Origin of the sequence: Acidovorax sp. GW101-3H11, from assembly GCF_001633105.1 — a bacterium.
Classification (GTDB): domain Bacteria; phylum Pseudomonadota; class Gammaproteobacteria; order Burkholderiales; family Burkholderiaceae_C; genus Acidovorax.
Genome location: NZ_LUKZ01000031.1, coordinates 16,158 through 37,833, shown reverse-complemented (window position 1 = coordinate 37,833; position 21,676 = coordinate 16,158). Strand labels below are relative to the sequence as shown.

General features: G+C 66.2%; 21 protein-coding genes. 6 read left to right on the top strand and 15 right to left on the bottom strand.

Annotated features, from left to right (window positions below; genetic code table 11):
- Positions 1 to 28 precede the first annotated feature (28 nt).
- The 10 genes from A1D30_RS21810 to A1D30_RS21765 form a co-directional block, all read right to left on the bottom strand.
- Positions 29 to 457: an ExbD/TolR family protein gene (locus A1D30_RS21810; protein ID WP_063462831.1), complete on the bottom strand. Its 429-nt coding sequence runs from the start codon at positions 455 to 457 to the stop codon at positions 29 to 31.
- 15 nt (positions 458 to 472) lie between these two features.
- On the bottom strand, positions 473 to 1,186 hold the full coding sequence (gene tolQ / locus A1D30_RS21805; RefSeq protein WP_063462830.1) for a protein TolQ: 714 nt from the start codon (positions 1,184 to 1,186) through the stop codon (positions 473 to 475).
- Positions 1,183 to 1,602 (bottom strand): tol-pal system-associated acyl-CoA thioesterase, encoded by a 420-nt coding sequence (gene ybgC, locus A1D30_RS21800; RefSeq protein ID WP_063462829.1) that lies wholly within the window; start codon positions 1,600 to 1,602, stop codon positions 1,183 to 1,185. The genes tolQ and ybgC overlap by 4 nt, the downstream gene beginning before the upstream one ends.
- A gap of 4 nt (positions 1,603 to 1,606) precedes the next feature.
- The gene (locus A1D30_RS21795) at positions 1,607 to 2,791 is read right to left on the bottom strand and encodes a pyridoxal phosphate-dependent aminotransferase (RefSeq protein ID WP_063462828.1); all 1,185 of its coding nucleotides are present in this window, start codon (positions 2,789 to 2,791) and stop codon (positions 1,607 to 1,609) included.
- Positions 2,792 to 2,882: 91 nt separating this feature from the next.
- Complete coding sequence (gene nusB / locus A1D30_RS21790; protein WP_063462827.1) at positions 2,883 to 3,425, bottom strand: transcription antitermination factor NusB; 543 nt, start codon at positions 3,423 to 3,425, stop codon at positions 2,883 to 2,885.
- Positions 3,422 to 3,886, bottom strand: a complete 465-nt coding sequence (gene ribH, locus A1D30_RS21785) for a 6,7-dimethyl-8-ribityllumazine synthase (RefSeq protein ID WP_063462826.1) — start codon at positions 3,884 to 3,886, stop codon at positions 3,422 to 3,424. The genes nusB and ribH overlap by 4 nt, the downstream gene beginning before the upstream one ends.
- Positions 3,887 to 3,904: 18 nt before the next feature.
- Positions 3,905 to 5,026, bottom strand: coding sequence for a bifunctional 3,4-dihydroxy-2-butanone-4-phosphate synthase/GTP cyclohydrolase II (ribBA, locus tag A1D30_RS21780; RefSeq protein ID WP_063462825.1), 1,122 nt, complete (start codon positions 5,024 to 5,026; stop codon positions 3,905 to 3,907).
- A 386-nt stretch (positions 5,027 to 5,412) separates the two neighbouring features.
- Entirely contained in the window at positions 5,413 to 5,709 is a 297-nt protein-coding gene (locus A1D30_RS21775; protein WP_063462824.1) for a 2Fe-2S iron-sulfur cluster-binding protein, read from the bottom strand.
- Between the two features lie 13 nt (positions 5,710 to 5,722).
- On the bottom strand, positions 5,723 to 6,358 hold the full coding sequence (locus tag A1D30_RS21770) for a DUF938 domain-containing protein (protein WP_063462823.1): 636 nt from the start codon (positions 6,356 to 6,358) through the stop codon (positions 5,723 to 5,725).
- 545 nt (positions 6,359 to 6,903) lie between these two features.
- Complete coding sequence (locus A1D30_RS21765) at positions 6,904 to 7,185, bottom strand: DUF427 domain-containing protein (protein ID WP_063462822.1); 282 nt, start codon at positions 7,183 to 7,185, stop codon at positions 6,904 to 6,906.
- Between the two features lie 971 nt (positions 7,186 to 8,156).
- On the opposite strand from A1D30_RS21765, the gene A1D30_RS21760 reads away from it, so the two are divergent.
- Positions 8,157 to 9,065, top strand: coding sequence for an SDR family oxidoreductase (locus A1D30_RS21760; RefSeq protein WP_063462821.1), 909 nt, complete (start codon positions 8,157 to 8,159; stop codon positions 9,063 to 9,065).
- A 71-nt stretch (positions 9,066 to 9,136) separates the two neighbouring features.
- Positions 9,137 to 10,663, top strand: coding sequence for a glutamate--cysteine ligase (gene gshA / locus A1D30_RS21755; RefSeq protein WP_063462820.1), 1,527 nt, complete (start codon positions 9,137 to 9,139; stop codon positions 10,661 to 10,663).
- A gap of 141 nt (positions 10,664 to 10,804) precedes the next feature.
- Here gshA and A1D30_RS21750 read toward each other — a convergent pair whose 3' ends face one another.
- Both A1D30_RS21750 and A1D30_RS21745 read right to left on the bottom strand, forming a co-directional pair.
- Complete coding sequence (locus tag A1D30_RS21750) at positions 10,805 to 11,035, bottom strand: oxidoreductase-like domain-containing protein (RefSeq protein WP_242421991.1); 231 nt, start codon at positions 11,033 to 11,035, stop codon at positions 10,805 to 10,807.
- An 8-nt stretch (positions 11,036 to 11,043) separates the two neighbouring features.
- Complete coding sequence (locus A1D30_RS21745; protein WP_063462819.1) at positions 11,044 to 11,295, bottom strand: hypothetical protein; 252 nt, start codon at positions 11,293 to 11,295, stop codon at positions 11,044 to 11,046.
- 95 nt (positions 11,296 to 11,390) lie between these two features.
- Between A1D30_RS21745 and ylqF the strand changes: the two genes are divergently transcribed.
- A complete protein-coding gene (gene ylqF / locus A1D30_RS21740) occupies positions 11,391 to 12,371 on the top strand; it encodes a ribosome biogenesis GTPase YlqF (RefSeq protein ID WP_063462818.1) in 981 nt (326 codons plus the stop codon).
- Between the two features lie 161 nt (positions 12,372 to 12,532).
- Positions 12,533 to 14,818 carry an EAL domain-containing protein gene (locus tag A1D30_RS21735; RefSeq protein ID WP_063462817.1) on the top strand — a complete coding sequence of 762 codons (2,286 nt, stop codon included), beginning with the start codon at positions 12,533 to 12,535 and terminating at the stop codon, positions 14,816 to 14,818.
- Between the two features lie 140 nt (positions 14,819 to 14,958).
- On the opposite strand, the gene A1D30_RS26120 is transcribed toward A1D30_RS21735, so the two are convergent.
- A complete protein-coding gene (locus A1D30_RS26120) occupies positions 14,959 to 15,102 on the bottom strand; it encodes a hypothetical protein (protein ID WP_199866028.1) in 144 nt (47 codons plus the stop codon).
- A 238-nt stretch (positions 15,103 to 15,340) separates the two neighbouring features.
- Here A1D30_RS26120 and A1D30_RS21730 point away from each other — a divergent pair, with 238 nt between their 5' ends.
- Positions 15,341 to 16,363: an OmpA family protein gene (locus A1D30_RS21730; RefSeq protein ID WP_063462816.1), complete on the top strand. Its 1,023-nt coding sequence runs from the start codon at positions 15,341 to 15,343 to the stop codon at positions 16,361 to 16,363.
- A gap of 138 nt (positions 16,364 to 16,501) precedes the next feature.
- Here the strand turns inward: A1D30_RS21730 and A1D30_RS21725 are convergent, their stop codons facing one another.
- Together A1D30_RS21725 and A1D30_RS21720 are read right to left on the bottom strand one after the other, a co-directional pair.
- Positions 16,502 to 17,167: a hypothetical protein gene (locus A1D30_RS21725; protein WP_063462815.1), complete on the bottom strand. Its 666-nt coding sequence runs from the start codon at positions 17,165 to 17,167 to the stop codon at positions 16,502 to 16,504.
- Between the two features lie 211 nt (positions 17,168 to 17,378).
- Entirely contained in the window at positions 17,379 to 20,567 is a 3,189-nt protein-coding gene (locus A1D30_RS21720; RefSeq protein ID WP_063462814.1) for a hypothetical protein, read from the bottom strand.
- Between the two features lie 104 nt (positions 20,568 to 20,671).
- Between A1D30_RS21720 and A1D30_RS21715 the strand changes: the two genes are divergently transcribed.
- Positions 20,672 to 21,607, top strand: coding sequence for a succinylglutamate desuccinylase/aspartoacylase family protein (locus tag A1D30_RS21715; protein ID WP_063462813.1), 936 nt, complete (start codon positions 20,672 to 20,674; stop codon positions 21,605 to 21,607).
- Positions 21,608 to 21,676 lie beyond the last annotated feature (69 nt).

The following is a 21,676-nucleotide window of genomic DNA, read 5'->3' as shown; positions in this document are numbered from 1 at the left end:
GCGTGAGAGCGGCGCGCGGGGACGAGGTTCAACCGCCCTGTTTGACGGAGAGACCCACGCGCTGCACGCCTGCCTTTTGCAAGGCATCCATGGCCTTCACCACGGTTTCGTATTGCACGCCCTTGTCGGCGCTGATGACCACCGCGCTGGCGCTGTCGGCACCCTGGGCTTTCTGCCAGCGGCTCGCGGCATCGCCGATCTCGCGCTGGTTCAGGCTGCGGGTGGCTTCGGGTGTCTTGAACTGCAGTGTGCCGTCCTTGTTCACGATGACCTGCGCGACGACCTTGGGCATGTTCTTGCCCTTGCCGACGCTGGGTACATCAACCACGCCCGGCGTGAGCATGGGCGCAGTCACCATGAAGATGATGAGCAGCACCAGCATCACATCGATGAAGGGCACCATGTTGATCTCGTTGATGGTGCGGCGGCCTCGGCCGCGGGATGCCATGGCGGGCATGGGGTGCCTCCCGGATCAGTGGCCCGAGGCCGTGTGGCCCGAGGACGCGGGCTGGGCGCCCAGGTTGCGCTGCAGGATGTTGGAGAACTCTTCGATGAAGGTCTCCTGGTGCGTGGCCACGCGGTCGATGTCGCGTGCAAAGCGGTTGTAAGCAATAACAGCAGGAATGGCGGCGAACAGGCCGATGGCGGTGGCCACCAGTGCCTCGGCAATGCCGGGCGCCACGGTGGCCAGAGTGACCTGTTCCATGCCTGCAAAGCCGGTGAACGCATGCATGATGCCCCACACCGTGCCGAACAGGCCCACGTAGGGCGACACGGAGCCGACGGAGGCGAGGAACGAAAGGCTGGACTCGACCACGTCCATCTCGCGCTGGAAGCTCGCGCGCATCGCGCGGCGGGCGCCATCGAGCAAAGTACCGGGGTCCACGATGCGGCGCTCGCGCAGCTTCTGGTATTCGCGCATGCCGCTGGCAAAAATCCGTTCCATGGGGCCGGCCTGCTTGGCGTTTTGTGCGGCAGCGGCATACAGGTCGTTCAGGCTGGTGCCCGACCAGAACTCGCGCTCGAAATCCTCGTTCAGGGTCTTCACGCGCTTGAGCGCAAACAGTTTGCGGAAGATGGCCGCCCAGCTGGCCACCGACACGCCCAGCAGCAGCAGCATCACGAGTTGCACCACCCAGCTGGCGTGCAGCACCAGGGAGATGATGGACATGTTTTGGGAGTTCATGGTGTGAGTTGTTCCAGAAGGGTGCTGGGGATTCTTGCGGGGCGCATCGTGGCGGCATCGACCCATCCGATGCGGATGGTGGCTTCAGACAGCAAGGTGGGGGGCTGGTCGGTCATTTGCTCTGGTTTCAGGAGCGCCTGCTGCAGTATTGTCAACGATGCCCGGCCTGCGTCCTGCAGGGCGGCGGTAACAATGAGTTCATCGTCCAGCCGCGCTGGGCGGTGGTAGCGCAGCTGCGCATCGGTTACGACAAACATGCCGCCGGTTTGTTCCCGCAAGCTTTGCTGGCCCACGCCCAGCGAGCGCAGCCACTCGGTGCGCGCGCGCTCGAAGAACTTGAGGTAGTTGGCGTAGAACACGATGCCACCGGCATCGGTGTCCTCCCAGTAGATGCGGATCGGGAACTCGAACGCCATTGGTTCAGCCGAGCAGCGTGCGCAACCGCGCCACAGACTCTTCCAGCTGCGCCATCGAGTTGGCGGTGGAGAAACGGATGAAGCGCTCGGGATCAAACGTGCCGAAGTCGCGCCCCGGCGTCACGGCGATGTGCGCGCGGCGCATGAGCTCGAACGCGAAGTCCCAGCTGCCGGTTACACCCAGGCGCTGCGCGGCCTGTGTGCAGTCGGCCCAGGCGTAGAAGGCGCCGTCGGGCTTTACCGGCACGGCCAGGCCCAGCTTCTCAAGCGCGGGGATGAAGAAGTCGCGCCGCGCCTTGAACTCGGCGCGGCGGCGTTCGTATTCGGCAATGCTCTCGGCCTCGAAGCAGGCCAGGGCCGCGTATTGCGACACGGTGCTGGCGCAGATGAACAGGTTCTGCGCCAGGCGCTCCACCACGGGCACCATGGCCTCGGGCACCACCATCCAGCCCAGGCGCCAGCCGGTCATGTTGAAGTATTTGCTGAAGCTGTTGATGCTGATGATGTTGTCGTCAATCGCCAAGGCTGTGTGGCCGAACTCTTCCTCGTACGACAGGCCTAGGTAGATCTCGTCGATCATCGTGATGCCGTCGTGCGATCGCACCACGTCATGGATGCGGCGCAGCTCATCGGGCGCGATCGAGGTGCCGGTGGGGTTGGAGGGCGATGCCAGCAGCACGCCGCGCGTTTTTTCATTCCACGCCGCACGCACCTTGTCGGCGCTAAGCTGGTAGCGCTCGGCCGCCGTGGTGGGCAGCAGCACGGCCTTGCCCTCGGCGGCGCTCACAAAGTGGCGGTTGCAGGGATAGCTCGGGTCGGGCATCAAAATTTCGTCGCCCGACTCGATGAGCGCCAGGCATGCGAGCTGCAGTGCGGCCGAAGCACCGGCCGTGACCACGATGCGGCGTGCGGGCACGTTGACGCCAAAGCGGCTTTGGTACCAGCTACTGATGCGTTCGCGCAGCGCATCCAGCCCCAGTGCGTTGGTGTACTGCGTGGCGCCGCTGTGCACAGCACGCGCGGCGGCCTCTTGCACCAGGGGCGGGGCGGTGAAATCCGGCTCGCCGATGTTCAAAAAGATCATCGGCTCGCGCGTGCCCGCCACCTCGCGCGCCAGGGCCTGCGCGGCCTTGGCGACCTCCATCACATAGAACGGTTCAATGCGCTCGGCGCGCGTGGAAAACTTCATGGCAAAGGCATCCTGCCCAGACCGGGCGTGGGGGCGTGGAGGGAGAAAACAGCGGAGCAGCCCCGACCGCACCGGTGGGGCTGCGGCACGGTCAGGCGGCGCCCGCGCCAGCGGCCTTGTCGGCCGCCACTTCCACGGCGCGCAGCTTGGGGGCCAGGCCGTTGAGCACGGCGTTCACGTACTTGTGGCCGTCGGTGCCGCCAAACTCCTTGGCCAGCTCGATGCACTCGTTGAGCACCACGCGCCACGGCACATCCAGGCAATGCTGGAACTCGTACACGCCGATCCACATCGTGGCGTGCTCGATGGGCGAGATCTCGGCCATCTTGCGGTCCAGCAGCGGGGTGATGAGCAGGTCCATCTCGGCTGCATTGGCAATGCAGCCATGCAGCAGCGCGTCGTAATGCACCGAGTCGGCCTTGTGGAAGCCCGCCAGGTCGCGCGTGAAGGCGTCGATGGCATGGGCGTCGTTGCCGCCCACCAGGTGCTGGTAGAGCGCCTGCAGCGCAAATTCGCGCGCGCGGCTGCGGTTGGACTTGGAGGCCGCCTTGCGCGTGCCCGTGCTCTTGAGGCCGGTGCGGGCCTGCTTGGGAGGGCGGGGCGACGAAGGCGTGGTGGGGGTGTTTTCGCTCATGACAGCTCGTCCAGCAGGTTGGCCATTTCCACTGCCACGCGGGCAGCGTCGGTGCCCTTCTCGGTCTGGCGGGCAATCGCCTGTTCGAGGTTTTCGGTGGTGATGATGGCGTTGGCAATCGGGATCTGGTAGTCCAGCGACAGGCGCGTGACGCCCGCGCCGGATTCGTTGGCCACCAGCTCGAAGTGGTAGGTCTCGCCACGGATGATGCAGCCCAGCGCGATCAGCGCGTCGAACTCATCGCTCTCGGCCATGGCCTGCAGGGCCACGGGCACTTCAAGTGCGCCGGGCACAAGCACATGCTTGATGTGCTTTTCTTGCACGCCCAGGGCCAGCAGCTCTGCGCGGCAGGCGGCGGCCAGGGTGTTGGTGATGCCTTCATTGAAGCGGGCCTGCACGATGCCGATGTGCAGCTTCTTGCCGTCCAATTTGTCTGCGGTGCCTTTGTCTGCGCCAAACATAGTCGTAGTCCTGTTCTTTTATTCTTTGGGGATGAAACCGGTGATTTCGAGGCCGTAGCCCGCCATGCTGGGCATGCGGCGCGGCTGGCCCATGAGGGCCATCTTGTGCACACCGCATTCGCGCAGGATCTGCGCGCCCACGCCGTAGGTGCGCAGGTCCATGCGGCCGCGCTCGGGGGCCTGCGCCGCGCGGGCCGTGCCTTCGAATTGGGCCAGCAGCTGGGCGGCGGTTTCGCCGCAGTTCAGCAGCACCGCCACGCCCTTGCCTTGTTTGGCCAGGTACTGCAGGCTGGTGTCCAGCCCCCACGAGTGCATGGAGCGGTTGATTTCGAGCGCGTCGAACACCGACAGCGGCTCGTGCACGCGCACGGGCACCACGTCGTCGGTGCTCCACTGGCCCTTGACCAGCGCCAGGTGCACGGCCTGGCTGGGCTTGTCGCGGAAGGCGTGGGCGGTGAACTCGCCGTAGGCCGTCTGCAGCGTGCGCGTGCCGACCTTTTCGACCAGCGACTCGTTGCGGCTGCGGTATTCGATCAGGTCGGCGATGGTGCCGATCTTGAGGCCGTGCTCGGCGGCAAACAGCTGCAGATCGGGCAGGCGGGCCATGGTGCCGTCGTCCTTCATGATCTCGCAGATCACCGACGCGGGGCTGCAGCCCGCCATGACGGCCAGGTCGCAACCGGCTTCGGTATGGCCGGCGCGCATCAGCACGCCGCCGTCCACTGCCTGCAGCGGAAAGATGTGGCCGGGCTGCACCAGGTCGGTGGGCTGGCTGTTGCGGTCCACGGCCACCTGCACGGTGCGGGCGCGGTCGGCGGCCGAGATGCCGGTGGTCACGCCCTCTGCCGCTTCGATAGAGACGGTGAACGCCGTGCTGTACACCGTGCCGTTGCGCGCGGCCATGGGCGGCAGCTTGAGGAACTCGCAGCGCTCGCGCGAGAGCGTCAGGCAGATCAGGCCCCGGCCAAAGCGGGCCATGAAGTTGATGGCCTCGGGCGTCACGTGATCGGCGGCCAGCACGAGGTCACCTTCGTTTTCGCGGTCTTCTTCATCCACCAGGATGACGATGCGCCCGGCGCGCATCTCGGCCACGATGTCCTCGACGGGCGAGATCGGCACGGGGGTGAGGGGGGTGTTCATGGAAGGTTGGGGCTTTCTGTGGGAGCCTCTGGCGGCTTGCCAGCTGGCGGTGTGCTGCAGCACAGGTTCCCGTGGCCGGGGACAACGGCTGTGCCCCCAAGAAACCGCCCCAAAGAACATGCGATGCGGCGCTGCCGCACGTCAAAGGAGCTGGGGAGCCTCTACATGAATCATCGCACCGCGTGCATCTGCGGTCTCGGGCGGTCTGCTGCGTTGCAAATGCTCGCAATAGCCCCGCTATTGCTGTGCTTTGCGCCTTGCAACCCATCCCGATCCGCAGCGCACACGCCGCGTCATTCATGCAGAGGCACCCTTGCCCCCGAAGCCATGGATTTTAGTGCACCGGGGCCCGTTCCGTCTCTGAACGGTGTGGTGTCTGACGAAGATCAGATGGCGCTGCCCTGCAGCACCACGTCTGACGCCGGATAGGCCACGCAGGGCAACACGCAGCCCTCTTCCTTTTCTTCGGCCGTCAGGCCCGGCCATTCGATGGCGTAGCGCACCGTGCCCTCGACCAGGTGGCCCAGGCAGGTGCGGCAGGTGCCATTGCGGCAGGAGCTGGGCCAGTCGATGCCGCCTTGTTCCATCGACAGCAGCAGGGGCTGCTCGGGCCAGGCGTCGCACTGTAGGCCGTCGGGCTCGACCTTGGCGATGAAGAAGGGGGCGGCGGTGGGTGTGTTCATGGGGCGTGTTTCGTCAAGGTTGGCGGGCGGCGTGGATCCACACCAGCAGCAGGTTGTTGGCGGGCATGGCGTGCCGTGCGGCGAGCTGCAGGCCTGCGCTGGCTGCCACGGCGGCCACGTCTTCAAGGCGGCGGATACCCCAGGCGGCGTCTTGTGCGCGCAGGCTGGCATCAAAGGCAAGGTTGCCCGGGGCCGTGGGCACGCCGTCTTCCAGGTAGGGGCCATAGGTGACCAGGTGGCCACCTGCTGCCAGGTGGCGGGCGGCGCCCTGCATGAGCCCGGTGCAGCATGCCCAGGGCGCGATGTGCAGCATGTTGGCGCAGTAGATCAGGTCGAACGGGGCGCCAAAGGCCGGGCCTTCGGCGGGCCAGGGGTGTTGTTGCACATCGAGCCGCAGCGGCGCGCGCACGTTGTGTGCCTGCGCCTGCGCGGCCCAGCCGGTGATGGAGCCAAAGTGGGTGGCCTGCAGGTCGGTGGGCTGCCAGGCCCAGCCGGGCAGGGCGGCGGCAAAGTGGGCGGCGTGTTGGCCGGTGCCACTGGCGATCTCCAGCGCCGCCCCCGCTGGCGCAAGCAGGCCCAGCAGCTGCGCCAGGATGGGCCCCTGGTTGCGTTCTGCGGCGGGGCTGTGCTGGAGGAGGGTGTTGGACATGGATGTTTTTGGCCGTTTGCGCGCGTCTATCAAGCGCCGATAGCTATCAAATAAGGAGCATTCATGGGTGTGCCGGTGTGCAATGTACCGCAGATGCCCTGTCCGGCAGGGTGCCTGTTTTTTAAGCGGCGCAAGGATATTCCTTGCAAATCAAGCACTTAAGCTTGTCATACAAGGCTTGTTCACAGTTATCCACAAGATTGTCCAGTGCCGGGCGGGATAACCGGGGTGCTGCAGGGCTTGGTGGTGGGTGGTTGGCACGGGGCTGGATGGTGCCTGCTGGCTGCCTGTTTTTTGATCAATGCAAGGATATTCTTTGTAAATCAACCACTTAACTATGTCATACAGGGCTTGTTCAAAGTTATCCACATGATTGTCCAGTGTGGAAAGGGRTAACCGCTGCTGGCTTTTGATGGATTGCCTAAAAAATGTGCAATGCAGGGTGCTTCCTTACAAATCAAGCACTTGGAGTTGTCATACAGGACTTGCCAAAACTTATCCACATGATTGTCCAGCGGCAGCAGGGATAACCCACGGGCAGTGGGTCAGGCCGTGACTTTGACGTCTTTCCAGAACGCCACGCGGCCCCGGATTTCTTCGGCCTCGGGCTTGGGGTCGGGGTAGAACCAGGCGGCTTCGGGGTGCATTTCGCCGTTGATCAGCAGCGACAGGTAGCTGGCCTGGCCTTTCCAGGCGCACATGGTCTTGTGGTTGCTGAAGGTGAAGAACTCGCGCTTTAGGGCGTTTTCGGGGAAATAGTGGTTGCCTTCGACCACCACGGTGTCATCGCTTTCGGCGATGACTACGCCGTTCCAGGTTGCTTTCATGGGGTTTCTTTTCCTTTTGTTCGGGGCTTGTTTGCGGGGGAGATACCTTACTCGATTGGTTTTTTTTGGGGGGGGGTTGGGCTTGGCTGGCTGCGTGCTTTTTTTGAGGGCGGAGGCCGGGAGTCGCCCGGCATGCGAGTAACTTTCTTTCGCGTCGCCGAAAGAAAGTCACCAAAGAAAGGGCGACCCCCAGTCTGCGACCCCTTCGCTGTGCGAAGGGGCAAACCTGCGTCGGTGCGGTTGCGGGGTGCGCCGCAGAACTCACTGCGCGCCTGCGGCGCTCCGTTCGGACAACTGCGGCGAGTCAGTTCACGAAGCATGGGCGCTTCGACGCCCATGCCACCCCACAACCGCCCCGCCGCAGGCGCAGCCAGCAGGGGGTGGACAGCCGAACATCCAACAGCCNCATCCACACGGGCCATTGCTGCGCTCGGCCCCGCCAGCGCAGCGCGAAGCGCTTGCGCCCGCGAGAGGGGGCCGAGCGCAGCAATGGCCCGTGTGGATGTCCGAATCGCGGGTCCCCTTCACGATGCGCCGAGGAGCGCAGGGCGTGGGGCGGCACGCGCGTCGGAGCGCGCGTGCTTCGTGCTCTGACTCGCTGCGGTTGTCCGAGCGAAGCGCGCAGCGCGTAGCGAGTTCCGCAGCGCGCCCCATGCACGAGCACCGCAGGTTGCCCGCAGCGAAGCGGAGGGACGCAGCGTGTAGGGTCGCCCTTTCTTTGGTGACTTTCTTTCGGCGACGCGAAAGAAAGTTACTGCGCCGCCGGGCGCACACCCCGGCCTCCGCCCTCCAACCAGGCAAGCCGCTACCCATAAAGCAGAGCACAAAAAACAGAACCCCTCCAGTCACCTGCGCAACCCCCTCCACCCCCCATCTCGCTTAAAGTCCCACGCGCAGCGTGCCCTCCCGGCACCCAGCCCCGTCTTTGCACAACACAACCAACTAACCAACCAACAACAGGAGAAGCTCACATGGGTATCGACTTCCAAGGCCGCGTGGCCATCGTCACAGGCGCCGGTGGGGGCCTGGGCCGCCAGCATGCACTGGCACTGGCCAAGCGCGGCGCCAAGGTGCTGGTCAACGACCTGGGCGGCGCGGTGGACGGTAGCGGCGCCACAGTGAGCGCGGCGCAGGCCGTGGTCGATGAGATCCGCGCGGCGGGCGGAGAGGCGCTGGCCAATGGCGCGTCCGTCACAGACTTTGCCGCCGTGGAAGCCATGGTGCAGCAGGCCATCGACGCCTGGGGCCGCGTGGACATCCTGGTCAACAACGCGGGCATCCTGCGCGACAAGTCGTTTGCCAAGATGGACATGGCCGATTTCAACCTCGTGGTGCAGGTGCACCTGATGGGCGCGGCCCACTGCTGCAAGGCCGTGTGGCCGCACATGGTGGCGCAGCAGTACGGCCGCATCGTGATGACGACCTCGTCCACCGGGCTGTACGGCAATTTCGGCCAGGCCAACTATGGCGCGGCCAAGCTCGCGCAGGTGGGGCTGATGCAGACGCTGTCCATCGAAGGTGCCAAGAACAACATCCACGTGAACGCCCTGGCCCCCACGGCCGCCACGCGCATGACCGAAGGCCTCATGCCGCAGGAAGTGCTCGATGCCTTGAAGCCCGAAGCCGTGGTGCCCGCCATGCTGGTGCTGGCGCACGAAAGCGCACCCACGCGCACCATTCTGTGTGCTGGTGCGGGCACGTTCGAGGCCGCCCACATCACCCTCACGCAGGGCATCCACCTGGGGATCGGTGCCGATGTGCCCGAGCAGCTGGCGGCCCGCCTGGCCGAGGTGACCGAGCGTGCGGGCGAGCAAGTACCACAAAGTGGCGCGGCCCAAGGAACCAACGAAGTAGGAAAGGCCTTGGCCGCAAGGGCTTGATTTCCCCAAAGGCGGGCCAGCGCTCAACGTGCTAAGTTCCGGGCCGACAGAAGTTGGATCGGTATAAACATATGAGCAAACTGCACGAGAGACTGGCCGCCTACCCGGCGGACGCCCTGGGGGGGATTCGCCGCGGCATTGAAAAGGAAGGGCTGCGCGTGCTGCCCACGGGCGGCCTGGCGCTTACGCCCCACCCGCTGGCGCTGGGCTCTGCGCTCACGCACCCGCTGATCACCACCGATTACAGCGAATCGCAGCTCGAACTCATCACCGGCGCCCACAAGGGCGTGCAGGCCTGCCTGGATGAGCTGACCGAAGTGCACCAGTTTGTGCACCACACCCTCAAAGACAGCGGCGGCGAGCTGCTCTGGGCCTCCAGCATGCCCTGCGGGCTGCCCACGGACGAGACGATTCCGATTGGGCGCTACGGCAGCTCCAACGTGGGCCGCGCCAAAAGCGTGTACCGCATGGGCCTGGGCCACCGCTATGGGCGGCGCATGCAGACCATTTCGGGCATCCACTACAACTGGTCGCTGCCGGGCGTGACGAGCGAGCAGTATTTCTCGCTCATCCGCAACTTCCGCCGCCACGCGTTTGTGCTGCTGTACCTGTTTGGCGCCTCGCCCGCGCTGTGTCCCTGTTTTGTGGAAGGGCGCCAGCATGGCCTGCAGCAGATGCAAGGTGGCAGCGCGCTGTACCTGCCCCACGCCACCTCGCTGCGCATGGGCCGCCTGGGCTACCAGAGCGATGCCCAGGCCACGCTGGCCGTGAGCTACAACGGCCTCACGGGCTACGCCAACTCGCTGCACGAGGCGCTGACCAAACCCTACCCGGCCTATGAAACCGTGGGCGTGCGCAACCCGGGGGGCGATTACAACCAGCTGGGCACCAGCCTGCTGCAGATCGAGAATGAGTTCTACGGCACCATCCGCCCCAAGCGCACCGTGCGCACGGGCGAGCGCCCGCTGCACGCGCTGCGCGAGCGCGGGGTGGAATATGTGGAAGTGCGCCTGATGGACCTGGACCCGTTCGTGCCCGTGGGCATCACGGCGTCCACCATGCGCCTGCTGGATGTGTTTTTGCTGCACTGCCTGCTGTCCGACAGCCCGCCGGACACGCCCGCCGAAATCGCCGAACTCAAGCAGAACCAGCACCTCACCGCAGAGCGCGGCCGCGAAAGTGGCCTGCACCTCACGCGCAATGGCCAGCGCGTGCTGCTGACTGACTGGGGCACCGAGGTGCTGGCCGCCTGCGAGCCCCTGGCCGCCGCGCTGGACGCCACCCACGGCACCGACGACTACAGCACCGCGCTGCGCGACGCCCGCGCGCTCATGGCCGCGCCCGAGCGCACGCCCTCGGCCCGCGTGCTGGACCACATCACACAGCAGCACCACCACAGTTTCGAATCCTTTGCGCGCCAGCAGTCCATGGCTGCGCGCGACGCGTTGCTGGGCCTGCCCTGGTCGGATGCGCAACAGGCCCGCTACGTGGCCATGGCCGCAGAGTCCATCGCTGCGCAGAAGGCCATCGAGGCGGCGGACACGCTGCCGTTCGAGGAATGGCGCGAGCAGTACATGGCGGTGAAGGAACTGGGCTGAGGCAAGCAAGCTGCAGGCGTCAATTTCTGCAGGCGCTCTGCAGATGTATCTGCAGATGCATCTATGGATGCAATTCGCTACTGATTTGATAGCTTAAACCGCTTGTCCATCAGGCGGTAGAGGCCCATTTGGCTTGAATTTTTAGCCCGCTATCTGCAGCAGAGCCTCCTGCCGCCAGTATTCCGCCGCGTCCAGGAACCCCTCCCATACACAGCCATTGCAGCCCCGGCCGCAGCAGGTGGTGGGCTCGGGCGGCGGGGCGCGCAGGGTGATGCCCAGTTCTTCGGCGCGCTGTTGCAAGGCGGCAAACAGGGCCTGGGCCGAGGCGCCGTCCACGGCGCGGGCCGGGGCGGTGAAGCGGTCTGCTGCCACGGCCTGCGTCACGGCTGGCGGCGCCCGGCCTGGGCGCGGCGCACGCCGTACAGCACCCCGAACGCAATGCCCAGCACCAGCGCAAACCAGCCCACCAGGGTGGCCTGCGCCATCAGCTCGCGCACGCTATCCGAGCGGGCGACGTACGGCGCCAGCAGGATGACCAGGCCAATCAGGGCGCAGGTCACGCCCTTGAACAGCAGCTCCTTGTCGGCCTTGCGGGCGGCGGCGTTGCGGGGGTTGTCGGTGGGTGCAGACATGGCAGAAAAAGCGCTGTGGCGGGTGGCGGCAAAGAGCGCGATTATCCTTGCCACCCTCCGACCGTCTGAAAAACACAAGAAAGTACCCCCGCATCATGGCCATCCAGTGGTTCCCCGGTCACATGCACCTGACCAAGAAAGCCATCACCGAACGCATCAAGGACATTGACGTGGTGATCGAGGTGCTGGACGCGCGCCTGCCGGGCTCCAGCGCCAACCCGCTGCTGGCCGAGATCACGGGCCACAAGCCCACGCTCAAGGTGCTCAACAAGCAGGACGTGGCCGACCCCGCGCGCACGGCCCTGTGGGTGGACTGGTACAACGCCCAGAGCGACACGCGCGCCGTGCCGCTGGATGCGTCCGACGCCGCGCCCGCGCGCAAGCTCATCGACGCCTGCCACCTGCTGTCGCCTAACCGGGGCGGCATGGCCAAGCCCATGCGGGTGCTGATCTGTGGCGTGCCCAATGTGGGCAAGTCCACCCTCATCAACACGCTCAGCAACAAGCGCCAGGCCAAGACGGGCGACGAGGCGGGCATCACCAAGCTGGAGCAGCGCATCACGCTGGCCGACGACTTTTACCTGTGGGACACGCCCGGCATGCTGTGGCCGCGCATCATCGTGCCCGAAAGTGGCTACAACCTGGCTGCCAGCGGCGCCGTGGGCCGCAATGCGTATGACGAAGAGCTGGTGGCGCTGGAGCTGCTGCGCCGCCTGCAGCAGCACTATGCCCCACTGTTGGAGGCGCGCTACAAGCTGGGCCTGCCCGCTGGGGCCATGGCCACCATGCAAGACGACGAACTGCTGGAAGCCATTGGCCGAAAACGCGGCGCCATGCTGGGCGGTGGCCGGGTCAACCTGCAGAAGACGGCCGAGATCGTGATGACCGACTTTCGCTCGGCCATCCTGGGCCGCATCACGCTGGAAACCCCTGCCGAATTTGAAGCCTGGCGCGCCGCCGGCCTCGCCGAAGACGCAAAGCGTCAAGCCAAGAAGGATGCGCGCGCCAAGGCCAAGGGCAAAGGCTCCGGGGTGCGCGAGCCCGCCCCGGGCAATGGTGACGGCAGCGCGGGCTGATCCCTTCGCCTCTGCTGGGGCCCCTGCACAGGGATTCCCGCAGCCCCTCCCGTGTGGGCCCCTGTGCTGTGTTGCAGGCGCGCTGCCGCTGGCATTTTGCTGGTAGGCGTTTGTGGAAGCTGCGGTTAGGATGGTTTCCTCCCCCCGCACCTCCCGTTGCCATGGCCGAAGCCTCTGCTGTTCCGTTGCCTGACCATGAAGACGCCACAACGCGCCACCTGGTGCGTGTGGCGGGCTGGGCCGTGATGCTGCTGGGAATTGCCATCGGATTGCTGCTGCTGTGGGACGAACCCGTGCAGCCGGTGCGCGTTGCGCTCAACTTTGTGGCTGCGCTGGTGGGAGGGACGGCGCTGCTGCTGGCGCGTTTGCGGCGCTGGACGCTGGCGACCCATTTGCTGGTGTGGGGCGTGTGGGTGTCGGTGTCGCTGGTGGCGGCCCGCAATGGCGGCGTCAACGGCCCCAACCTGCTCAACTACCCCGTGATCATCGTGCTGGCAGGCTGGCTGCTGGGGGTGCGCGCCACGATCGCGCTGGTGGGGCTCACCGCGCTGCTGTTTCTGGGCTTTATCTGGGCGGATGTGCAGGGCATGTTCAAGCCGGTGCAGGTGGCCAACCGTGTGGCAGGGGCGGTGTACCTTGCGGGCATTCTGGTACTGACGGCGGCAGCCACACTGCTCTCGCGCCGCAACTACATGAACCGCGTGCGCGAGGCCCAGCAGACAGCTGCCAATCTTGCGGCCAGCGATGCATCGCTGCGCAAGCTGCTGCGGGCCGTGGAGCAGAGCCCCGAGGCCATCGTCATCACCGACCTGCGGGAGGACATCGAATATGTGAACGACGCCTTTGTGCGCCGCACGGGCTACGAGCGCGACGAAGTGGTGGGCCGCGCGTCGGCCGAGTATTCCAGCAACGGCCTGGCGCCCGCGCAGCGCGAGGGCCTGCGCACCACCCTGGCGCGGGGCGACAGCTGGGCGGGCGAGCAGGTCAACTACCGCAAGGACGGGCAGGCGCTGATCGAATCGGTGGTGGTGGCCCCCATCCGCCAGCCCGACGGCCGTGTGAGCCACTACGTGGAGCTCAAGCAGGACATCACCGAGCGCAAGCGCGCGGCCGACGAGATCCACCGCCTGGCGCATTTCGACAGCCTCACCGGCCTGCCCAACCGCTCCACGCTGATGGAGCGGCTGCAGACCCTGCACGGCCGCGCAGGCCGCCCGCCCTCCATGCAGCACGCGCTGCTGCTGCTGGACCTGGACCGCTTCACCACCTTCAACGACGCGCGTGGCAGCGAGATGGGCGACCGCCTGCTGTGCGCCGTGGCCCTGCGCCTGTCCGAGATCCTGCCCGCCCAGAGCCTGCTGGTGCGCGTGGCGGGCGACGAGTTTGCCGTGGTGCTGCACGGCCTGGGGGTGGATGTCTCCCTGGCCAGCCGCCACGCGCTGGCCTTTGCCGCCAAGCTGCAGGCCACCCTGCTGCATCCCCTGCGCCTGGAGGGCGATGCGCAGGACGCCCAGCTGGGCGCCAGCGTGGGCATCACCCTGTACCCACAAAGCGCGGGCGACAGCGCACACGACGCCCTGCGGCGCGCTGGCATGGCCCTGCACCGCGCCAAGCAGGCGGGCGGAGGGCGGGCCGCGTTTTTTGAGCAGGGCATGGGCGAGGCCGCCGAGCAGCGCTTTCGGCTGGAGCGCGAGCTGCGCCACGCCATCGGCGCGGGCGAGCTGCGCCTGCACCTGCAGTCGCAGGTCAATGTAGAGGGGCAGCTGACCGGGGCGGAGGTGCTGGTGCGCTGGCAGCACCCGCGCGACGGCCTGGTGCCGCCGGGTGTGTTCATCCCTATTGCCGAGGAGTCCGACCTCATCGTGAGCCTGGGCGAATGGGTGCTGGCCCATGCCTGCGGGTTGCTGGCACAGCCCGCGTTCCGCGAGCGGCGGCTGCGGCTGTCGGTCAACCTCAGCGCCCGGCAGTTCCGGCAGGCGGGCTTTGTGCCGCAGGTGCGTGCGCTGCTGGCCTCCAGCGGGGCCGACCCCCGGCTGCTCACGCTGGAGGTGACCGAAGGGCTGGTGATCGAAGACTTTGACGACACCGTGGCCAAGATGCGCGAGCTGGCCGAGCTGGGCGTGGACATCTCGCTCGACGACTTTGGCACAGGCTATTCATCGCTGGCCTACCTCAAGCGCCTGCCGATCCAGGAGATCAAGATCGACCGATCGTTTGTGCACGAGGCGCCCACCAACGCCGACGATGGCGTGCTGGTGGAAGGCATCCTGTCGGTGGCGCGCCACTTTGGCCTGCGCGTGGTGGCCGAAGGGGTGGAGACCCAGGCGCAGGCCGACTTCCTGAGCCAGCGCGCGCCAGAGATCGTGTACCAGGGCTACCTCTTCGGCCGGCCCGAGCCCGACACGCAGTGGTTGGCCCGCCTGGTGCCTGCGGAGGCGCTGCGGTAACGGGGGTTGGGGGCGGTCGAGGGGCGGCTTGATCCGCAAAAAAACAAGCAAAAAAGGCCGTTTGCGCGCAGTGGTAAAGGGATTAATGCTATTTTATTTATAGCAAATCCCCTTTGTGCGCGGCGCCCCCCCCAGCCGGGCTACTTGTTCTTGTCCTTGCCCTTGGGCATCACGCTGGTGATGGGCGCCATGGGGCGGTCAGAGCCGCTGTGTTCCTTCGGGGGCGATGTGTCCTTCTTGGGCTTCTTCGCCATCTTGTTGCTGCGTTGTTCACCTTTGGCCATGGGATTTCCTTGAAAGGTCTCGGGATGGGACCGTGCCGCATGGTACGGCACAAACCGGCGTTTTTCGTGCGCTTTGGGCCTGCGCCGGGTGCGACACCGCCCGCGCCAATCCGTGACGTTTTGCGCGAAAGGCGCGGGCAGTGGGCAGGGGTGCGCGCACGCAGGGTGGTGTGCGGTCGGTGCCTCTCCTATCATGGCGTCGCCAACTGGCACCCACGCAGTCAACCGGAGAGCGTTCATGATCAAGACACTGTTTCGCCAATGGGGCGCATCCCTGTGCCTCGGCTTCCTGGCCCTGGCCAGCCAGGCCCCGGCCGCAGCGCAAGACCTGCCCGGCGCCAAGGACCACCCAGCCGTGAAGCGTTTTGGCGGCAGCACCATCGTGGGCTACGAGGCGCGCAACTTCGACGCCGTGGAGTTCCAGACCTCCACCTTCAAGGAGTTTGACCTGCAGGCCCACAAGCGCCGCTATGTGCAGCCCCCGCTGGCGCTCGAAGGCAAGCTCACCCGCCTGTGGTATGAGGCCCCGGGCGCCACGCGGTCGCTGGAGCTGTTCCGCAACTACGCCAACGACCTCGCGGCCAGTGGCTTCACCGCGCTCTACGACTCCACCCGCGACAGCGCAGCAGGCAGCTACACCAACTTTCTGGCCAATTTCAGCAGCGGCCAGCGCGACAACATCAAGAACAACCGCAGCGAATACGTGATGTACGCCGCCGACGCCAGCACCGTGCGCACCGGCACCTTCCAGAAGGGCAACACCACCGTGCGCCTGGTCTCCATCGACTGGCCCAAGGAAGACGCCACCTACAAGTCCAGACAAGGCGCCTACATCGCCGTGGACATCCTGGAGACCAAGGCCATGGAACAGAACATGGTGGTCGTCAGCGCGTCCGACATCAGCAAATCCATCACCGTGAGCGGCAAGGTCGCCATCTACGGCATCCTGTTCGACACCGGCAAGGCCGACGTCAAGCCCGAGTCCAAGCCCTCGCTGGATCAGATCGCCGCCTTCCTGAAAGCCGAGTCCACCGTCAAACTGCACGTGGTGGGCCACACCGACAGCGTGGGCAGCTTCGACAGCAACCTGGCCCTGTCCAAACGCCGGGCTGATGCGGTGGCTGCGGCGCTGGTGAAGGACTATGGCATTGCCGCCAACCGCATGGTGGGCAACGGCGTGGCTTCTTTGGCGCCTGTGGCCAGCAACAGCAGCGATGAGGGGCGCGCCAAGAATCGGCGGGTGGAGTTGGTGCCGCAGTAGGGGCGCTGGCATTGCTCGGTAGGGGGCCCTGTGGCAACAACGACGCAGGGTGCTTCAATGGAGAAATGAGCAACGGACAGCAGACTGACGAAAGTAGATCAATGGGACTTTCGTGTCAGTTGCCAACTGAGATTGCACTCACAAGACCTCAAATTTTGCTGCTGAGAGCGCGTACGCTTTCAGTTCAGGGTCGATGTTGGGGCGCTCAGTGAGGAAGCACTGAATTGCCGTATCTGTCTCAGGATGATGCAAGTGGCCGAGTCCGTGAAGCGCTGCCCCCTGGCAATGCTCTTGCGGTAGTTTCAGGATCCGGACCAGAGTGTCGAACATCACATCTTGCATGGCCAGATCCTCTCCGCCATTGGCGCGAAGGCGGATACCGCAGTGCCAGTCATATGCCAGCGAGTCCCACCACATGTCCGTTGAATTTTCAAGCGGCTCCTTTGCGAACAGACGTGCATACAGTTCGTACATTGAGCGGATGCAGCTTTCGCGCATCTCGAACGACAGTCTGGTGTTCCAAATCAGATATGCGACAGAGCAATCTATGTTGCAGCTGGGTATGGCCCAAAAAGCCTGCTCGAGTTGGGGCGCCGTGTAGCGGTTAAGCAGGAATTCGGGCTCTGAGAAAAGCCGTATGTAGAAGGCTAGGGTCTTTTGAGGGGCGAACTTTACGTCAGCGTCCCAGTACCACGGACGCGAGGCAGGGTTCGCATTCTCGATATACGGGGTGACCTCGCGGCCGAACATGAATTCGACAAATTCGTCGAATGTGGCCGATGTGATGTCGTAGTGCTGAGGCATGTTCCAGGCAGTCAAATTGAATGTGTTTCGCAAACCGGCTGGGTGGGCGGGACATTCTGGCAAATGAATGGCTTGCCTCCTGGGTCTACAGTCGCCATGCCGCTCGCGTATTCAGGTATGTGAATCCGTGAAATCCGGCAGGGTGGTTCCGAGCAGACTGTAGCGAGTGAGCTGGTGGAGCATGAATACCCCAAGGGCCCCCGTTGCACCCTTACCACCGCACCGGCCCCGCCTCATCCCCCCAAAAAATCCACCGGCTGGTCTCCACATACGGCGAGGTCCCAATCGAATACGGGTCCATCCCCGCCTCGCTGCGCTCCAGCCGCACCAGGTAGCCGCCGTAGCTGGCGGCCCACAGTACGCTGCCGTCGGGGGCCATATCCATGCCGCTGATGGTGCTGCCGATGTGGTGGCGCCACAGGGCCTGGCCGTCGTCGCTGATGGCGTGCAGGTAGCCGTCTGCGTCGCCCAGAACGACCAGGCCGGGCTGGGTGGCCGAGGCGTAGACGCGGCAGCGGTTGTCCAGCGTAGGCAGGTCTTCTGCGTCGGTGGGCGCGGGCTGCGGCGCGTGTTGCTGCCCCTGCGCAGCGAGCGGCGAGGGCGGCGACAGTGGCGCGAGCGGCACCGACAGCGTGCTGCCCCAGTACAGATGGCAGGAGTTGGCGAACAGGCGTGTGCCGTCGTGCGAGAACGCTGTGTGGTGCGGGTAGGACGACTGCGGGTCGTATTCGGCCACCAGGGTGCCCTGGGCGTCGAGCAGGATGTGGCTGCTGTCCTGGTCGCCCACGGCGATGTGGCGTTCGTCGGGCGAGAGGGCCATGTGCAGCATGTCGAGGGCCAGCACGGTGACGTTCTGACCACCCACCTCTTCGTCCATCTGGTTCTTGGGCCAGGTGTAGGGGCCGTCTTCGTCGAAGGTCTGTGGGTGCAGGCGTTGCACGCCGCCACCGTCACTGTGGCCATCGCTGCCGCCGCTGCCGTTGGCCGTGGGCGTGAGCAGGTAGATGCCGGTGGGGTTGCGCAGCAGCACGCGCTGGCCGTCGTTGAAGGGGATGAGTTCGTCGCAGCGCTGCCCCAGCGGGCCGGGCGCCACGGGCACATGGGGTGGCAGGCCTTCGTTGCCACGGGGCGGGGCAAAACGCGCGATCACCGGGCCGCCAAAGCCCTGGTGGGTGGTGATCTGCTGGCCGTCGCTCTGCGCAAAGATGTGCCGGTTGTGGGAGCGGCCCAGGCCGCGCAGTGCGGGCAGGGGCTGGTGGTGCGGGCCCTGCACGGCCACCCAGTGCGCGGTGTCGTCGTAGGCAGGGCCAATGCGGGCCAGCACGCGGCCGTCGTCCAGCGCAATCACCGGGCCGATGAAGCAGCCCGCATTGGCAGCGCGTTGCACAAAGGCATCGGGGGCAAACGCAAAGCGCTGGCGAAAGCGCTCGCCCAGGTCGGCATCGGCATGCCGGTGCACCACGCGTGCCAGCTGCAGCACGGTGGCGGCGGCGGCCTTGCGTGGGTCGGGGGACAGGGGGTTGTCTTCCTCCTCGTCGTCGTCACTCTCGCCGCCTGCCGCTGCTTCATCGCCCGCTGCGGGCTCGGGGTTGTCTAGCGCCAGCTGGTGGGCGCGCACGGTGGCCACATAGGCCTGGCCGTCGGTCTGCCACTGGGCCGAGAGTTCCATCAATTCCAGCGGGAAGACCGCCACATCGGGCACATCGGCCGCCAGGGGCGGGGTGGCCAGCAGGTGCACTGCCGCCTCGATGCGCCGGGCCTCGGCCTGGCGGGCGGCCTCTTGCTCGGCCTGGGCGCGGATGCGGGCCTCCACGGCGCCATAAAAGCGCAGCAGGCGGGCGATGTGGTCGGCCGCGCCACGGGGCAGGGGGGCGCGGCTGTCGTTCTGGCGCTGCGCATAGGTGAATTCGACCACCGCAGGCCCTTCGCGGGCTTCGTCGATGTTGATCTGGTAGGCGCTGTGGGCGTTGTCTTCGTCGTCGCCCGGTGCGTCGTCTCCGTTGTGCCAGCTGAGCTTGAGCGCGCGGCCCCAGGGCTCGCCGTCGTGCATGCAGGGCTGGCGGGCGCCTACCCAGATGTCGCCCTCCCACCAGCCGTTGCGGTCGCTGTCCCACCAGTCGTTGTACTGGTCGGTGAACACGGGCAGGCTGGTGAAGCGCTCGATGTGTTCGGCCGTCAGCGTGGCCACCAGGCGCTGGTGGAGCGGGTAGCGCGCGCGGTGCTGGCCCACGGCCTTGCGCACGTAGTCAAGCACGCCGCGCCAGGCGGTCTGGCAGGCCTGCCAGGCTTCGGGGTCGGTGCCCTCGGCCAGCGCCTGCCATTCGCCGGGTTCGCCCTGGCTGTAGCGGCGGTACAGCAGGGTGAGCTGCGGCGTGGTGGGCACGCTGCGGCGCAGCACCGTGGCCGCCAGCCGCTGCAGCAGGCCCTGGGGCGCAGGCGTCTGCTCGACCGAAAGGTAGAAGTCCCAGGTTTTCCAGACGGTGATGAACACGTTGTCGTCGCGCTGGTCGCCGTCTTCGTCCACATGCCGCTGGCAGATCGAAAAGTCGGTCTGCTGGAACCAGCCATAGGCCTTGTGCTCCTTGTGCGCGATGACCGGCGTGTGCACCACGGCCAGGATGTTTGGCACGCTGATGCTGTTGTCGGCGCACAGGTCGTGTGCCAGCGGCCAGGCGGCCTGGATGTCTGCGCTGCTGTGCACCGCGCTGTCGCCAGCCCGCACGGCGGCCACCACCTGGGGGCGGTGCAGCCTGGCGGCCAGGCCGTCCTCGCCCGCGTCCGCCCCGTTGTGGCACTCGGGGGCAAACACGGCGCCCAGCACCTCGCCAGAGAACTCTGCCAGGTGCGGCACGGGGCGCACTTCGTCCAGCAGAAACTCCACCTGCTCGGGGCCTGCGATGTGCAGGTGGTATTCGTCGGTGAACAGCGCCACGCGGGCCTGCAGCCCGCCGTGCACGCGCAGCTCGCCGTGGTTGTAGTGGCCCCACAGCAGGTCCTGCACCCGCAGTGCGCCTTGCACATGCACCAGCTGCCCGCCGATCACGGCGTTGTGCACTTGGGCGTCGCCGGTGACGATGAGGTGGGTGGCGCCATCGGTGTCGTCGCAGGTCAGCGCGCCGTCGATCTTCAGGTGGCCGTCCACCAGGATGAGAAAAAGCGAGCGGGGGATGGGCGTGTTGTCCGCGCCGGTTTGCAGGCTGTGCCACCAGCGGCGCTGCGGGCTGCCGCTGGCCAGGGGGGCGTCCAGGTGCAGCTCGGGCCACTGCACGTCGCCGGTGATCCACAGCACGGTCTCATCGGCCAGCGCGGTGGGGTCCTCTGCCAGGCGCTCGGCCATCCAGCAGTCGGCGGGGATCAGGGCGGCCACATCGGCCAGCGGGCAAAGTCGGGCAGTGGGCATCGGGCGTTGAAGTGGTGGTGCCAGTGGCGGGGCATCGTACACGCAGGCCACGCGGCGGCTGCTTTGCGCGGACAATGATGTGTTGTCTTATTAATTGCCACCCCATGTCCCAGAATCCCCCCGTTTTTGAAGTCCTGCCCCGCGACCTCTCGGCCTACCGCCAGGGCAATGTGGGCATCGACTATGTGCACCGCTTCGAGTCCGGCAAGCCCGGCCCGCATGTGCTCATCAACGCCCTCACCCACGGCAACGAGATCTGCGGCATGGTGGCCGCCACGCACCTGCTCGATACCGGCGTGCGCCCGCTGATCGGCACGCTGACCATCAGCTTTGCCAACGTGGCCGCCTACGCGTCGTTTGACCAGAGCCGCCCGTTTGAAAGCCGCCAGCTGGTGCACAACCTCAACCGCGTGTGGTCGGCGGCCGAGCTGGACGGCACCGCAGACAGCCCCGAGCTGGAACGCGCCCGCGCCCTGCGCCCGGTGGTGGCGGCGGCCGACCACATCCTAGACATCCATTCCACCAGCCAGGACGTGCAGCCCTTCTGGGTCTATCCCGCCTACCCGCGCAACGCCGAGGCCGCGCTGGCCCTGGGCCGCCCGCCCGTGCACCTGGTGATGCCCAGCGGGCTGGGCTCGGGCACGCCGCTCATCCAGCATGGCCGCCACGGCCAGGCCGATGGCACAGGTGTGGCCCTGGTGGTGGAGTGTGGGCAGCATTTCCTGCAATCGGCCGCGGATGTGGCCACGATGGTGGCGCAGGATTTTCTGGCGCACTTTGGCCTGATCGCCCCGCTGGCCGACCGGCCCGCGCCCGAGGCACAGCGCCGCTACGAGCTGCTGGAGACCTGCATGGTGCGCACGGCAGACTTCCGCTTTGCGCGGCCCGTGCAGGGCTTTGAGGTGTTTGCCAAGGGCGAACTCATCGCCACCGATGGCCCGCACGAGATCCGTGCGCTGTGCGACGACTGCACGGTGATGATGCCCACGCGCGAGCCCATCGTGGGGCGCGAGGCGGTGTACCTCACGCGGCCAATCTGACGGAGTGAATTAAAACCGTTCACGCTGAGCTTGTCGAAGCGCCGCATAAGGCTTCGACCAGCTCAGCCC